This window comes from Candidatus Halocynthiibacter alkanivorans (assembly GCF_003333265.1).
GTDB classification, from domain to species: Bacteria; Pseudomonadota; Alphaproteobacteria; order Rhodobacterales; family Rhodobacteraceae; genus Halocyntiibacter_A; species Halocyntiibacter_A alkanivorans.
The window spans coordinates 1-12,926 of sequence record NZ_QOLB01000149.1; the positions used below are offsets into that span (position 1 = coordinate 1).

The 12,926-nt window shown below is 60.6% G+C and carries 12 protein-coding genes and 1 pseudogene; 7 read left to right on the forward strand and 6 right to left on the reverse strand.

Translation table 11 applies throughout. From position 1 onward, the window contains the following. Positions 1 to 435, forward strand: a pseudogene (locus tag DWA01_RS19345) (molybdopterin molybdenumtransferase MoeA); the annotation flags it as partial. A gap of 23 nt (positions 436 to 458) precedes the next feature. Here the strand turns inward: DWA01_RS19345 and DWA01_RS19350 are convergent. Both DWA01_RS19350 and greA read right to left on the reverse strand, forming a co-directional pair. Continuing rightward, on the reverse strand, positions 459 to 1,529 hold the full coding sequence (locus DWA01_RS19350) for a hypothetical protein (protein WP_114287452.1): 1,071 nt from the start codon (positions 1,527 to 1,529) through the stop codon (positions 459 to 461). A 24-nt stretch (positions 1,530 to 1,553) separates the two neighbouring features. Further along, positions 1,554 to 2,024 carry a transcription elongation factor GreA gene (greA, locus tag DWA01_RS19355; protein WP_114287453.1) on the reverse strand — a complete coding sequence of 157 codons (471 nt, stop codon included), beginning with the start codon at positions 2,022 to 2,024 and terminating at the stop codon, positions 1,554 to 1,556. 750 nt (positions 2,025 to 2,774) lie between these two features. Here greA and DWA01_RS19360 point away from each other — a divergent pair. From DWA01_RS19360 to DWA01_RS19370, 3 genes are all read left to right on the forward strand, one after another. Beyond that, a complete protein-coding gene (locus DWA01_RS19360; RefSeq protein WP_114287454.1) occupies positions 2,775 to 4,427 on the forward strand; it encodes an electron transfer flavoprotein-ubiquinone oxidoreductase in 1,653 nt (550 codons plus the stop codon). Between the two features lie 124 nt (positions 4,428 to 4,551). Next, positions 4,552 to 6,261, forward strand: coding sequence for a tetratricopeptide repeat protein (locus DWA01_RS19365; protein WP_235008626.1), 1,710 nt, complete (start codon positions 4,552 to 4,554; stop codon positions 6,259 to 6,261). Then, on the forward strand, positions 6,251 to 7,093 hold the full coding sequence (locus DWA01_RS19370) for a 4-(cytidine 5'-diphospho)-2-C-methyl-D-erythritol kinase (RefSeq protein WP_114287455.1): 843 nt from the start codon (positions 6,251 to 6,253) through the stop codon (positions 7,091 to 7,093). The genes DWA01_RS19365 and DWA01_RS19370 overlap by 11 nt, the downstream gene beginning before the upstream one ends. On the opposite strand, the gene DWA01_RS19375 is transcribed toward DWA01_RS19370, so the two are convergent. After that, positions 7,086 to 8,084, reverse strand: coding sequence for a polyprenyl synthetase family protein (locus DWA01_RS19375; protein ID WP_114287456.1), 999 nt, complete (start codon positions 8,082 to 8,084; stop codon positions 7,086 to 7,088). The two genes, DWA01_RS19370 and DWA01_RS19375, sit on opposite strands and share 8 nt — an antisense overlap. A 54-nt stretch (positions 8,085 to 8,138) precedes the next feature. Between DWA01_RS19375 and DWA01_RS19380 the strand changes: the two genes are divergently transcribed. The 3 genes from DWA01_RS19380 (at position 8,139) to DWA01_RS19390 (ending at position 9,390) form a co-directional block, all read left to right on the forward strand. Beyond that, on the forward strand, positions 8,139 to 8,354 hold the full coding sequence (locus tag DWA01_RS19380; RefSeq protein ID WP_114287457.1) for a putative signal transducing protein: 216 nt from the start codon (positions 8,139 to 8,141) through the stop codon (positions 8,352 to 8,354). Between the two features lie 6 nt (positions 8,355 to 8,360). Next, complete coding sequence (locus DWA01_RS19385) at positions 8,361 to 9,125, forward strand: tRNA1(Val) (adenine(37)-N6)-methyltransferase (RefSeq protein ID WP_114287458.1); 765 nt, start codon at positions 8,361 to 8,363, stop codon at positions 9,123 to 9,125. A 97-nt stretch (positions 9,126 to 9,222) separates the two neighbouring features. Further along, on the forward strand, positions 9,223 to 9,390 hold the full coding sequence (locus DWA01_RS19390; protein WP_114287459.1) for a YdcH family protein: 168 nt from the start codon (positions 9,223 to 9,225) through the stop codon (positions 9,388 to 9,390). Positions 9,391 to 9,693: 303 nt separating this feature from the next. Here the strand turns inward: DWA01_RS19390 and gcvA are convergent, their stop codons facing one another. From gcvA to DWA01_RS19405, 3 genes are all read right to left on the reverse strand, one after another. Continuing rightward, the gene (gcvA, locus tag DWA01_RS19395; RefSeq protein WP_114287460.1) at positions 9,694 to 10,635 is read right to left on the reverse strand and encodes a transcriptional regulator GcvA; all 942 of its coding nucleotides are present in this window, start codon (positions 10,633 to 10,635) and stop codon (positions 9,694 to 9,696) included. A 298-nt stretch (positions 10,636 to 10,933) separates the two neighbouring features. Continuing rightward, positions 10,934 to 11,656 (reverse strand): beta-ketoacyl-ACP reductase, encoded by a 723-nt coding sequence (gene phbB, locus DWA01_RS19400; RefSeq protein ID WP_114287461.1) that lies wholly within the window; start codon positions 11,654 to 11,656, stop codon positions 10,934 to 10,936. Positions 11,657 to 11,732: 76 nt separating this feature from the next. After that, the gene (locus DWA01_RS19405; RefSeq protein ID WP_114287462.1) at positions 11,733 to 12,908 is read right to left on the reverse strand and encodes an acetyl-CoA C-acetyltransferase; all 1,176 of its coding nucleotides are present in this window, start codon (positions 12,906 to 12,908) and stop codon (positions 11,733 to 11,735) included. Between the last annotated feature and the right edge of the window lie 18 nt (positions 12,909 to 12,926).

Genomic DNA, 12,926 nt, shown 5'->3' on the forward strand with positions numbered 1-12,926 from the left:
GTTTCCGCCCTGTTGAGCGCGGAAGGGGAGATGAAAACCTGGCGCATCGCCATCAAGCCGGGGCGGCCTCTGGCGCTGGCGTTGTGGGACAACGTGCCGGTGTTCGGCCTGCCAGGAAATCCGGTGGCAGCGCTGGTCTGCACGCTGATCTTTGGCCGCCCGGCCTTTTCCATGCTGGCGGGGGCGGGATGGGTGAAGCCTCAGGGCTTTATGGTGCCGGCGGCGTTCGAAAAGAACAAAAAACCTGGCCGACGGGAATATCTGCGGGCGCGGATGAACGAGGACGGTCAGGTCGACGTGTTCAAATCAGAGGGGTCCGGGCGCATTTCAGGCCTGAGCTGGGCCGGTGGTCTGGTGGAGCTGGGCGACGCGGCACAGCAGATCAGCCGCGGGGATCTGGTGCGCTACTACCCCTACGCCTCGTTCGGGATCTGAGTGCTCAGGCAGGTGTCCGGGGCCTAGTCGAACGTCCCGGTGACCCGGCCCAGCAGCATAAACGCGCGGGCGGTGCGGGTGTTGGTGAGCTCGGCGATCTCCTGGTCCGACGCGCCGTCCTCAAATTCGGAAAACATGTGGTCAAACTTGCGCAGGAAATGGTGCACCGCGTCGCGGAAAATGGTGTCCTGGCGCATGCGGCTGGCGGCCAGCGCCAGTGAGGAACGGTCGCGGATGCCGCCCAGCGGCGCCACCAGGCGACCGCGTTCGCCCTGGGCAAAGCGGCGCCAGATCTCGGGGCGCGCCCTGTCAGGGTTGAGATCATCCATATAGATCCCGTCCTGCGACAACAGGGTCAGCACATCCTGGCTGGCCTGGATCAGCTGCGAGATTTTGCGGTTTTTCAACGCCATGCGCAGGACACGAAAGCCTTCTTTGTCATCGGGTGTGTCGGGGAAATTCAGCGATTTGATGAAATCTGACACCGACAGCGGCGGAATCACAGGCGCGGCTGCTGTGTCCAGCGCGAGGGAACCCTGGCCCAAAGCCTGCTCCGGCACCTGCGCGGTGCTCCGGGCAGAGGTTTGTTGCGGCGCCGTTGTGGCGTTTTCCACGGCCGTTTTCGGCGGCTGCGGCGGCTGGGGGGGCGGACGGGAGGACGAAAATGTGGCGCCCGCCGTCGCAATTTTGTGCTGAGCGGCGGCGACGTCTTCCAGCTTTTTGGCAACGCTTGCCTTGCCGTCCTGGTCCTGGCTGTTCTGCAGCTGAATGTAGCTTTGGCGCAGGGCGTCGATGGTTACCTGCAGCCGCTCTGATTCCTCGCGCATGATGCGCGCGGAACGGGCCGCGCTGGTGGCCACCCAGACCAGCGCCACCGGCAGGAAAATGGTCATCAGCATCATCACGAATCGCAGCGGGTCAAAACCGTCGCCACCGTTGCCTGCGTCCACGAACAGGAAAAACACTGCGGTGGCGGCCACCCAGACAACCGCCGCCGCCGCCGCAATCAGCTCGGCAGAGGTGGCGCGGCCTGCGCCGGTCCGGGCGCGGTAGACCCCCAGTTCAGCTTCCACATTTTTTTTGCTCTCAGACATGAGGCTGTCCCGTAAAAGGGCTGGTTACTTGAACTCGACGCTTAACACTTCATAGCCCCTGACCCCACCGGGAGTCCGGACTTCGACGCTGTCGCCTTCTTCTTTGCCAATCAGCGAGCGGGCAAGCGGTGATTTGATGTTCAGCAGACCGTTCTCGATGTCGGCTTCTTGTTCGCCGACGATCTGATAGGTCTTTTCTTCATCCGTGTCTTCGTCAACGATGGTCACCGTGGCGGAAAACTTGATGGTTCCGGACAGGGACTTCGGGTCGATCACATCAGACAGAGACAACAGGCCTTCCAGCTCTTTGATCCGGCCTTCGATGAAGCTGTGCTTTTCGCGCGCGGAATGATATTCGGCATTTTCCGACAGATCGCCGTGTTCACGTGCTTCGGAGATCGCACGGATAATTTCCGGGCGTTCAACCGATTTCAGATTTTTCAGTTCAACGTCCAGCGCAGTGTGCCCTGCGCGCGTCATCAGAATTTTTTCCATAAGTTCCCGAGCCCTGTTTGGGATTAGTGCAACATTGAGGTCTAAACCCGATGCGTGCGGACGAAGTCAAGAGGCCCGGGTGTCGAATAGCAATATGTATCAAAGTGACAAAGTTAGGCAAGTGGCTGGAATGAAAAGCCACTCTTCTCTAATACCCGCTGTTTTGCAATGCTCCGGCAGGTCACCTTTCCCTTGCGCTCCAGCAAGGCCGCTCAGCCGGGCCACAACCGAGCCTGCCGCGGTAAGCTGACATAGATGATGCGTCCTGTTTGCCGGCGCCACGCGGGTGGTGGTCGCGCCGGCCGGTTCAGTGACGCGCAGAAGGGGGCAGAGGGATCCTGTATGCCTTGTTCGGTGGATTGATGTTCAGGCCCCGGAGGCTGTCATAAATGGCACGTCTGTTGGGCGTGCGTTTTAAGGCGGCGCGATGTTGGCGGGAATTGAACTGATGAATTGCCGGGCACATGTCTCTTCGTTCCGCTCTGTCGCCCCAGGGCATTTGGTGTCCACCCCCGACCTGTCAACCGGCACCCGCTGTCCCGGTGAGGTGGGCGGATGAGCTTCATTTCTTGCGGTCGCCGCTCTGTGACAGCTGCTGCAGCAGCGACAATATCGCGTTCTTGTTCTGCAGATGTCGTGGAGGGGCCCTGAAGCGGTCGCGAATGAATTGACCCGTTCACCTGGGTCAGCTAACCAAGGCGCAAGAATGTTGCCTCGGGGCAATGGTGCAGGCACGAAAAGGAGGCTTTCATGGCCGAGTCCGAACGCGAGAGTATGGAATATGATGTGGTCATCGTGGGCGCTGGCCCTGCGGGTCTGTCTGCGGCCATCCGGTTAAAACAACTGGACGCGGATATCCAGGTTGTGGTGCTTGAAAAAGGCTCCGAAGTGGGCGCGCATATTCTGTCAGGTGCGGTGCTGGATCCCTGTGGCCTCGACGCGCTGATTCCCGACTGGAAAGCCAAAGGCGCGCCGCTGAACACGCCGGTCAAAAAAGACAATTTCTACATGCTGGGCCAGGCGGGCAAGCTGCGCATCCCCAACTTCCCGATGCCACCGCTGATGAGCAACCATGGCAATTACATCGTCTCGATGGGCAATGTCTGCCGCTGGATGGCGGAGCAGGCGGAAGAGCTTGGCGTCGAAATTTTCCCCGGCATGGCCTGTTCCGAACTGGTCTATGGCGACAATGGCGAAGTGCGTGGCGTCGTCGCCGGTGAGTTTGGCAAAAACGCCGATGGCAGCCAGGGGCCAAACTATGAGCCGGGCATGGAACTGCTGGGCAAATACGTCTTCCTGTCTGAGGGCGTGCGTGGGTCGCTGTCCAAGGAAGTGATCGGAAAATACGATCTGTCCCAGGGGCGTGAACCGCAGAAATTCGGCCTCGGCATGAAAGAAATCTGGGAGATCGACCCGGAGAAACACAGCGAAGGCACAGTCACCCACACGATGGGCTGGCCGCTGAACGCCAATGCCGGCGGCGGGTCGTTCATCTATCACCTAGAAAACAACCAGGTCTATGTCGGATTTGTGGTGCATCTGAACTACAAAAACCCGCATCTGTACCCCTATATGGAATTCCAGCGTTTCAAACATCATCCGATGGTGGCGGAACTGCTGAAGGGCGGCAAACGTGTGGCTTATGGGGCGCGGGCGATTTCCGAGGGCGGCTATCAGTCGATGCCCAAAGCGGTGTTCCCGGGCGGCGCATTGCTGGGCTGTTCGGTGGGCATGGTCAATGTGCCGCGCATCAAGGGCAACCACAATGCGATGCTGTCGGGTAAATCCGCGGCTGAAGTGGCCTATGCCGCGATTCAAGCCGGGCGCAGCGGCGATGAGCTCAGCGATTATGAGGCCGCAATCCACTCCGGCCCGATCGCCAAAGATCTGAAAAAAGTGCGCAATGTTAAGCCGCTGTGGTCCAAATGGGGGCTGATGGCCTCGCTGACGCTTGGTGGGTTTGACATGTGGACCAACACCCTGTTCGGGGTGTCGCTGTTTGGCACGCTGAAACATGGCAAGAACGACGCGGAATGCACCGGCAAAGCCGCAGATTACGCGCCGATTGACTATCCCAAACCCGATGGCACGCTCAGCTTTGACCGGCTGACCAACGTGTCTTTTGCCGCCACCAACCACGAAGAAAGCCAGCCCTGCCATCTGCAGCTGAAAGATCCGTCATTGCCGATTTCGGTCAACCTGCCCGAGTTCAACGAACCGGCGCAGCGCTATTGTCCGGCAGGGGTTTATGAGGTGATCCAGGAAGAGGGCAAAGAGGCGCGTTTTGTGGTCAATTTCCAGAACTGCGTGCATTGCAAAACCTGCGACATCAAAGATCCGTCGCAGAATATCACCTGGGCCGTGCCTCAGGGCGGTGACGGGCCCAATTATCCCAACATGTAACGCCGGGTAATTCCAGTTTGTAACGATTGTATCAGCGGGGCGGCCAATTGGTCGCCCCGCATTGCGTAAGGCGGGGCAAGGCACTAGGTTTCAACACAACCTGTCGCCGAAAGGATTTCGACCCGTGCAATTTCGCCCCGCCCTATTTTTCCGTGAACAATTTCAACTGACCTTTAAAGCGGCGCTTCTGGTGCTGAGCACTTTGCCAACACTGGCTCAGGCCGATGGCGCCGGTGCCTATCTGGCGGCGCGCCACGGAGAAATCGAAAATGATTTTGCCAAAGCGGCTGAATTTGCCAATACCGCACTGATCGGCAATCCAGACGACCTGCCGCTGATGGAAAGTGCGGTGATGGCGCAGATTTCGCTGGGGCAGATTGACCGGGCGTTGGCGGTGGCCAAGCTGCTGGTCTCGCGGGACGCCGGCAACCAGATCGCCAATCTCGCGATTGCCACCAGTCTTGTGCGCAACCAGAATTACACGCAGCTCTACGAGTTGACAAAAAACGGCGCAGCCATCGGCCCGCTGGTGGACGGGTTGCTTGCGGGCTGGGCTCAGTTTGGGGCTGGCCGTATGACTGAGGCGCTGTCGCTGTTTGATGCGGTGGCGGCGGAGCCTGGCCTGAGCTCCTTCGGGCTTTATCACAAAGCGCTGGCGCTGATGCTGGCGGGCGACTTTGAAGCCGCAGATGCGATCCTGTCGCAGCAGGGCACCCGGCTGCCCGCCACCCGTCGCGGCGTGATGGCGCAAGCCCAGGTGCTCAGCCAGCTGGAGCGCAACGACGAGGCCATCGCGCTTATTGACGGGGTATTCGGGCGGGAGCTTGATCCGGGCCTGGCTTTGATGCGGGCGCAACTGGCAGCGGGCGACACGCTTCAGGTGACTGCTGTACGCTCGGCGCGCGACGGCATGGCGGAAGTCTTCTTCTCGGTTGCCAGGGCGCTGGAGCTGGAAGCGGACGCCAATTATACTTTGCTCTACGCGCGGGTTTCCCAGGCATTGCGCCCGGATCTGGTAGAGGCAACTTTGCTGGCGGCGGCGCTGCTGGATCAGCTGGAGCAATTTGATCTGGCCACCGCGGCCTATGATTCCATTCCCGAGTCTGATCCGGCGTTTCAGGCGGCTGAACTTGGCCGCGCCTCGACTTTGCGCCGGGCCGGCAAGCAGGATACGGCGATTGAAGTCCTGACGCGGCTGTCAGAAAGCCACCCGGAATTTTCGGCGGTGCATATTGCGCTGGGCGACATAATGCGCGGCGAAGAAGATTACCCTGCCGCCATCGCGGCCTATACCCGGTCAGTTGAGCTGATCGGGACACCGGCGGCGGGCGACTGGGCGACGTATTTCGCCCGTGGCATTGCCTATGAGCGCAATGGCGACTGGCCGGACGCGGAGGCGGATTTCCGTCTGGCGCTGACGCTGCAGCCCGATCAGCCGCGGGTGCTGAATTATCTCGGCTATTCCTACGTGGAGAAACAGCAGAATCTGGACGAGGCGCTGGCGATGATTGTGCGCGCGGTTGAGCAGCGGCCGGGGGATGGGTTTATCACCGACAGTCTTGGTTGGGTGCTGTACCGTCTGGGGCGGTATGAAGACGCGGTGCTGCAGATGGAACGCGCGGTCGAACTGATGCCGGTGGACCCGATCCTGAACGATCACCTTGGGGATGTGTACTGGGCGGTCGGCCGGGAGCGCGAGGCGCGGTTCCAGTGGCGCCGGGCGATGAGTTTTGATCCGGAGGAGGTGGACGCCAGCCGCATCCGCCGCAAGCTGGACATCGGGCTGGACGCGGTTCTTGCCGCGGAAGGCGCCGCCCCGCTTGATGGCAATTGAGACCTTTGCCCCGGCCAAGGTGAACCTGACACTGCATGTCACCGGCCAGCGCGCAGATGGCTATCACCTGCTCGACAGCCTGGTGGTGTTTGCTGATTTTGGCGACCGGGTCACAGCGCGGCCCGCGGATGAGCTGTCGCTGACCGTCGCCGGCCCCCGCGCTGGCGGCGTGCCGGTTGATGAGCGCAATCTGATGATGAAAGCGGCGCGGTTTTTTGGTGCGCATGCAGCTTTGAGCCTCGACAAGCGGCTGCCCCATGCGGCCGGCATTGGTGGGGGCTCGTCGGATGCGGCGGCGACGCTGCGGGCGCTGGCGCGGCTTACCGGGGCGGCAGTGCCGCCGGGTGTGGTCACCCTGGGGGCGGATGTGCCGGTCTGTGTGCTGGCCACGGCGGCCAGGATGCGGGGCATCGGCGAAGATGTCAGCCTGGTGACCGGTGTGCCGGCCTTGCCGGTGGTTCTGGTCAACCCGGGCGTTGAGGTGCCGACCCCGGCGATTTTTGCCGGGCTTGCGCGCAAAGACAATGCCGCGATGCCTGAGGTGATGCCCCGGTTTGACAGCCCGGCAAACTGTGCCGCCTGGCTGGCGGGGCAGCGCAATGATCTGGAGCCACCGGCGTTGATCCTGGCGCCGGTGATTGGCGAGGTGCTGCGGGCGCTGCGGTCTGGCCCTGCGCGTTTGGCGCGGATGTCGGGCTCCGGCGCCACCTGTTTTGCAATTTATGACACGGTCGCACAGGCGCAGCAGGCGGCGGCGTTGTTGTCACAACGCCAGCCGGGCTGGTGGGTTCAGGTCTGTATTTTGAACGGGGCCGCGGCAGGGATCAGCTGATCCGCGCCACCACATAATCCGCAATATCGTGCAGCATGTCCCGGATCGGGTGCTCTGGCAGATCCTGCAGCGCGGCTTTGGCTTTTTCCGCCCAGTCCAGCGCCTCAGCGCGGGTGTCTTCCAGCGCGTTATGGCGGGCCAGCAGCACCAGCGCATGGTCCAGGTCGCCATCCTGCTGGCGGCCCTTCTCAATGGTGCGGACCCAGAAGCCGCGTTCCTCTGTATCGGCTTTCGCCACGGCTTTGATCAGCGGCAGCGTCAGCTTGCGCTCGCGGAAATCGTCGCCGATGTTTTTGCCGGTGGCGTCAGAGCCCCAGTAATCCAGCAGATCATCCACGATCTGGAAGGACACACCAAGCGCATCGCCATAGGTGAACAGGGCCCGGGAGGTTTTCTCATCGGCGCCGGCAATCTCGGCACCGGCTTCGGTGGCGGCGGAAAACAGCGCTGCCGTTTTGCCGCGCACCACCTGCAGGTAAATATCTTCGTCCGTGGCCAGATCCTGGGCTGCGGTCAGTTGCAGCACCTCGCCTTCGGCAATGGTGGCCGCGGCGTTTGACAGGATTTCCAGCACGCGCAGGTCGCCCGGTTCCACCATCAGCTGAAAGGCGCGGGCAAACAGGTAGTCGCCCACCAGAATCGAGGACTTGTTGTCCCACATCAGATTGGCGGTGGGGCGGCCGCGGCGCTGGCCGCTTTCGTCCACCACATCATCATGCAGCAGCGTCGCGGTGTGAATGAATTCAACTGTCGCGGCCAGGTGCACATGATAGGGCCCGTCGTAGCCACAGAGTTTTGCCGCAGCGAGCGTCAGCATCGGGCGCAGGCGTTTGCCCCCGGCTTCGACCAGATGGGCGGTGATCTGGGGAATGCGCGGCGCGTGACGCGAGGCCATGCGTTCGCGAATCAGAACGTTTACATCACTCAACTCGGCTGCCAGCGCTTCGGCCAGCTGTTCATGTGGTTTCACTGCTGCTGTATCAAGACCCATAACCCGGTTCCCCTGTCTCGACAAAGCCGGTCAAATGGGCTTTAGTCCGTGGTGATGAAAGAGCTTTTACGTACCAATGACCCAACCGTCATCGCCTTTGTAACCGCGCTTCTTACAGGCGAGGATATAGCGTGCTTTACTATGGACGTCCATATGAGCATCTTTGAAGGTTCCATAGGCGTATTGCCGCGGCGGATGATGGTGCGACGGGCGGATCTCTTTCAGGCTCGCGCCATTTTGAGAGACAATAACGTCGAGTTTGAAGGCTAAACCCCCATGCAGTTGACGCAGGATGATTTTCTGGGCGGCGCGCTCAGACTCTGGCAGCCGGTGGACGGCTATCGGGCGGGCGTGGACCCGGTGTTGCTGGCGGCCGCGGTGGAAGCCCGGGCAGGGCAGTCGGTTCTCGATATCGGATGTGGTGTTGGTGCGGCGATATTATGCCTTGGGCAACGGGTGCCGGGACTGGAGCTGGCCGGGCTGGAACTGCAAGCGGAATACGCATCTCTGGCGCAGCGCAACGCGGAAGAAAACGGCCTGCGGCTTGAGCTGCACCTGGGCAATCTTGAACAGATGCCGGAGCCGCTGCGCGCGCGTAACTTTGACCATGTGATCGCCAACCCGCCCTATTACCTGCGCGACAGCGGCACTGGGGCGAATGATACCGGCCGCGGGGCAGCCCTGACCGAACATACACCGCTGTCGGCCTGGATGGATGCGGCGACCCGGCGGCTGAAACCGCGTGGCTTGTTGACCGTTATCCAGAAAGCGGACCGGCTGCGCCACCTGATGGCGGCGCTGGACAGCCGCATGGGTTCGGTGCGGGTGCAGCCGGTTGCGCCACGCGACGGGCGGCTGTCAGAGCTGGTAATTCTGCAGGCGCGCAAAGGCGGGCGTGCGGATTTCCGCCTGGAAGCGCCGCTCATTTTACACGCCGGTGCGCGGCACGAAAAAGACGGTGACAGCTACCGCCCTGAAATCCGGGATATTTTGCGCGATGGCGCCGCTTTTCAGTGGAAAAACCCTAAAATCCACCGTTAACGACCGGGTAACAATGTTGCGCAAACTTACCGTGACACGTCGCGGAAATTGTGGTGCAATCACTCTGCTACGCATACTTATCGCAAAGGAGATGATAATGAACTTGGGCTCGCATTTGCAGGAACTTAAGCGCAAACATCTGACACTGTCCGAACAGGTAGAAACGGAACAGCGCAGCCCAGCATCTGATGATCTTCAGATCGCCGATATGAAAAAGAAGAAATTGCGGTTGAAAGAGGAAATTGAGCGTATCGAACACGCCTGATTTCAGCCACAGGTACAGACGGCCCTGAAGGGGGCGCTGTCGCCTGATCGTGTATGGGCTCCGGTTTTCCGGGATACCACGCTGCACAACATTACGACATTTTCAGCGCTGAGGCCGATTGCATCGGCGCTGCACCGTGACTCTTGGCCCGACAGTTTTATGTAATCTGAGCGCCGGTGACCGGCACGCTGACGGGTGCCGTGACCGGCGCGGAGCCGTTCATACCACTTTGCCCGACCGACCAGGGTTCAAGCCCCTCTGCGCAGAGGCAACTGAATGCAGCACTGCGGCAGTTCTGCTCTGTCAGATGACCTCTTCGGCGTCTCTGAAGTCGCGCCCCTCCCGGAACACATCAATTCTGGCGGCCTCCTGGTGCAGCCAGTCGATCAGCGCGCTGACGTTGGGGCTGTTGCGGGCGGAGTTCAGGCACATCAGCCGGTAGGAGCCAAATGTGTAAATCGACAAAGGAAACGGGGCGACCAATGATCCGGCAGCCAGGGCCTGGCTGGCGACTGAAATGCGGCCAAGAACGACGCCGCCACCCGCGACGGCGGAATCAACTGCGTGATCAGCCTGACTGAATCGCGGCCCACCCAGTGGGGGTGTGCCCAGACCCATGGCCCGAAACCAGACTTTCCAGCAGATCACCGGACGGTGAATGGTTGGGTTGTCCTGATGAATCAGCGGTAGCGACGCCAGGTCAGCGGGGGTTTTCAGCTTTTGTGCCAATGCGGGCGACACCATTGGCGTCATCCATTCCCGCATCAACGGTTCGGACCACAGGTCTTTTGGTTCTTCGGCACTGAACCGGATTGCCACATCGACACCGTCGCGTTCCAGATCCGCGAATCCCAGCCCGGCCGCAAAGCGCAGTTCGATCCCGGGGTGGCTGCGGGCAAAATCATACATTCGGGGGGCCAGCCACTTGGCGGTCAATGCCGGTCCGGCGGTGATGGTCAGCGATGAGGTGTTCTGCAATCTGCGTGTCGCAGCCCAGGATTTCGCCAAAGTTTCAAAGGCGCCCTGGGTGCCGGAGGCCAGGGTGCGCCCGGCCTGGGTCAGTTCTACCTGCCGGTTCAGACGGCGGAACACAGGCACACCCAGGTGATCTTCAAGCGATTTGATCTGAAAGCTCAGCGCCGCCGGCGTGACATTCAACTCGGCTGCCGCACGGGCGAAACTCATATGGCGCGCGGCGGCGTCAAAGGCGCGCAGGGCGGTCAGTGGGGGCAGGTGATCAGACATATTCACACAAGTACAGCTTAACTGAACTAATAGAAAGTCTCGTTTGTCACCTGATATCGCCGGGTTTATACAAGATGCAACAGAAGATTTTAACCAATCAGGAGGCGACCATGCCGTTGATAACTTCAGATCCGACAAAAATTGCTGCTGGAAAAGCCGCCAGCGTGGCCCGTGGCGCCGCGCTTCGAAGCCTGATTTCCGCCGTTCTCTTGCCGCTCGTATCCTTTTCGTTACGGCATAAGAAAGGGGCCGGTCCTGCGCGCAGACCGGCCCCGACAATTCCTGACTGTGCCCGCTGTTAGGACATCAGTTGACCGCCATTTGCTGACAGGGTTGAGCCGGTGATAAACCCGGCTTCATCCGAGGCAAGGAAAACCACACAGCGGGCGATCTCTTCCGGGGTGCCGAGGCGGCCAACCGGGATTTGCGCCACAATGCTGTCGCGCACTTTTTCCGGCACGGCCATTACCATTTCAGTGCCGATATACCCCGGGCAGATGGCGTTGACGGTGATGCCCTTAAAGGCGCCTTCCTGTGCCAGCGCTTTGGTCAGGCCCAGGTCACCGGCTTTGGCGGCAGAATAATTGCTCTGACCCATCTGGCCCTTCTGGCCGTTGATCGAGGAAATATTGACAATACGGCCGAATTTGCGCCCGCGCATGCCGTTCCAAAGCGGATGGGTCATGTTGAACACGCCGGAGAGATTGGTATCGATGACCTCCTGCCACTGCTGCCGCGTCATTTTGTGGAACATGCCGTCGCGGGTGATGCCGGCATTGTTGATCAGCACCTCTACCGGGCCAAGATCGGCTTCGACGCGGGCGATACCTGCGGCGCAGGCATCATAATCTGCAACCGACCATTTGTAGGTTGCTATGCCTGTTTCTTCACTGAACTTCTTTGCGGCCTCATCATTGCCGGCATAATTGGCGGCAACGCTGTATCCGGCGCCTTTCAGCGCAATACAGATTGCGGCGCCAATGCCGCGGGTTCCGCCTGTCACAAGTGCTACTCTGGTCATGTTCAGCCCTCAGTAAAGAAACATTCATATCGAAAACAGCTTTGAGCGCGCAATAAAGTTGCGCGCTCAATTCTTGTTAGTCGCGTTCGACGCAGAGAGCAACCCCCATACCACCACCGATGCAAAGTGTGGCGAGTCCCTTCTTGGCGTCGCGGCGCTGCATCTCAAACAGCAGCGTGTTCAGCACCCGGCAACCGGAAGCGCCGATCGGGTGGCCGATGGCGATAGCGCCGCCGTTGACGTTGACGATTGCGGGGTCCCAGCCCATCTCTTTGTTGACGGCACAGGCCTGGGCGGCAAAGGCTTCATTGGCTTCAACCAGGTCCAGATCCGAAACGTCCCAGCCGGCTTTTTCCAGCGCTTTGCGCGAGGCATGGATCGGGCCGATCCCCATGATCGAAGGGTCCACGCCTGCAGTGGCATAAGAGGCGATACGGGCCAGCGGTTTGATGCCGCGCGCCAGGGCGTTTTCTTCGCTCATCAGCAACACGCCGGCGGCGCCGTCGTTCAGCCCCGAAGCGTTGGCCGCAGTCACAGAACCGTCGCGCGCGAATGCCGGCCGCAGTTTCTGCATTTGCGCAAGAGTTGCGCCTTTGCGGATATATTCGTCAGAATCGACCGTGATGTCGCCTTTGCGGTGTTTCACGATGAAAGGCACGATTTCATCAGCGAACTTGCCGGCAGCCTGGGCCGCCTCTGCTTTGTTCTGCGAGGCCACGGCGAATTCGTCCTGGGCTTCGCGGTTGATCTGCCATTTTTCAGCGACGTTCTCGGCGGTTGTGCCCATGTGGTAATCGTTAAACGCGTCCCAGAGCCCGTCTTTGACCATCGAATCGACAAAACTCATATCGCCCATTTTTTTGCCGTTGCGCAGATTGGCGACATGGGGGCTCATCGACATATTTTCCTGACCGCCGGCCGCGACGATGTCCGCATCCCCAAGCAGAATGTGCTGGGCGCCAAGCGCCACGGCACGCAGGCCGGATCCACAGACCTGGTTGATGCCCCAGGCGGCGGATTCTTGCGGCAGGCCGGCGTTGATATGGGCCTGGCGGGCCGGGTTCTGGCCCTGGCCTGCGGTCAGAACCTGACCAAGGATGGTCTCAGATACATCTGATTTTTCGATTCCGGCGCGTGTCACCAGCGCTTCCAGAACGGCAGCTCCGAGGTCATGTGCAGGGATATTGGCAAACGATCCGCCAAAGCTGCCGACGGCGGTGCGGGCAGCTGATGCGATTACAACTTTGGTCATTGGGGTCCTCTCTCTCAT

What these genes read in the sequence shown, in the direction of transcription:
- DWA01_RS19350 (WP_114287452.1), bottom strand. Translation starts at nt 1,529, where the DNA reads ATGTCTGAGAGCAAAAAAAATGTGGAAGCTGAACTGGGGGTCTACCGC.
- greA (WP_114287453.1), bottom strand. Translation starts at nt 2,024, where the DNA reads ATGGAAAAAATTCTGATGACGCGCGCAGGGCACACTGCGCTGGACGTT.
- DWA01_RS19360 (WP_114287454.1), top strand. Translation starts at nt 2,775, where the DNA reads ATGGCCGAGTCCGAACGCGAGAGTATGGAATATGATGTGGTCATCGTG.
- DWA01_RS19370 (WP_114287455.1), top strand. Translation starts at nt 6,251, where the DNA reads ATGGCAATTGAGACCTTTGCCCCGGCCAAGGTGAACCTGACACTGCAT.
- DWA01_RS19375 (WP_114287456.1), bottom strand. Translation starts at nt 8,084, where the DNA reads ATGGGTCTTGATACAGCAGCAGTGAAACCACATGAACAGCTGGCCGAA.
- DWA01_RS19380 (WP_114287457.1), top strand. Translation starts at nt 8,139, where the DNA reads ATGAAAGAGCTTTTACGTACCAATGACCCAACCGTCATCGCCTTTGTA.
- DWA01_RS19385 (WP_114287458.1), top strand. Translation starts at nt 8,361, where the DNA reads ATGCAGTTGACGCAGGATGATTTTCTGGGCGGCGCGCTCAGACTCTGG.
- DWA01_RS19390 (WP_114287459.1), top strand. Translation starts at nt 9,223, where the DNA reads ATGAACTTGGGCTCGCATTTGCAGGAACTTAAGCGCAAACATCTGACA.
- gcvA (WP_114287460.1), bottom strand. Translation starts at nt 10,635, where the DNA reads ATGTCTGATCACCTGCCCCCACTGACCGCCCTGCGCGCCTTTGACGCC.
- phbB (WP_114287461.1), bottom strand. Translation starts at nt 11,656, where the DNA reads ATGACCAGAGTAGCACTTGTGACAGGCGGAACCCGCGGCATTGGCGCC.
- DWA01_RS19405 (WP_114287462.1), bottom strand. Translation starts at nt 12,908, where the DNA reads ATGACCAAAGTTGTAATCGCATCAGCTGCCCGCACCGCCGTCGGCAGC.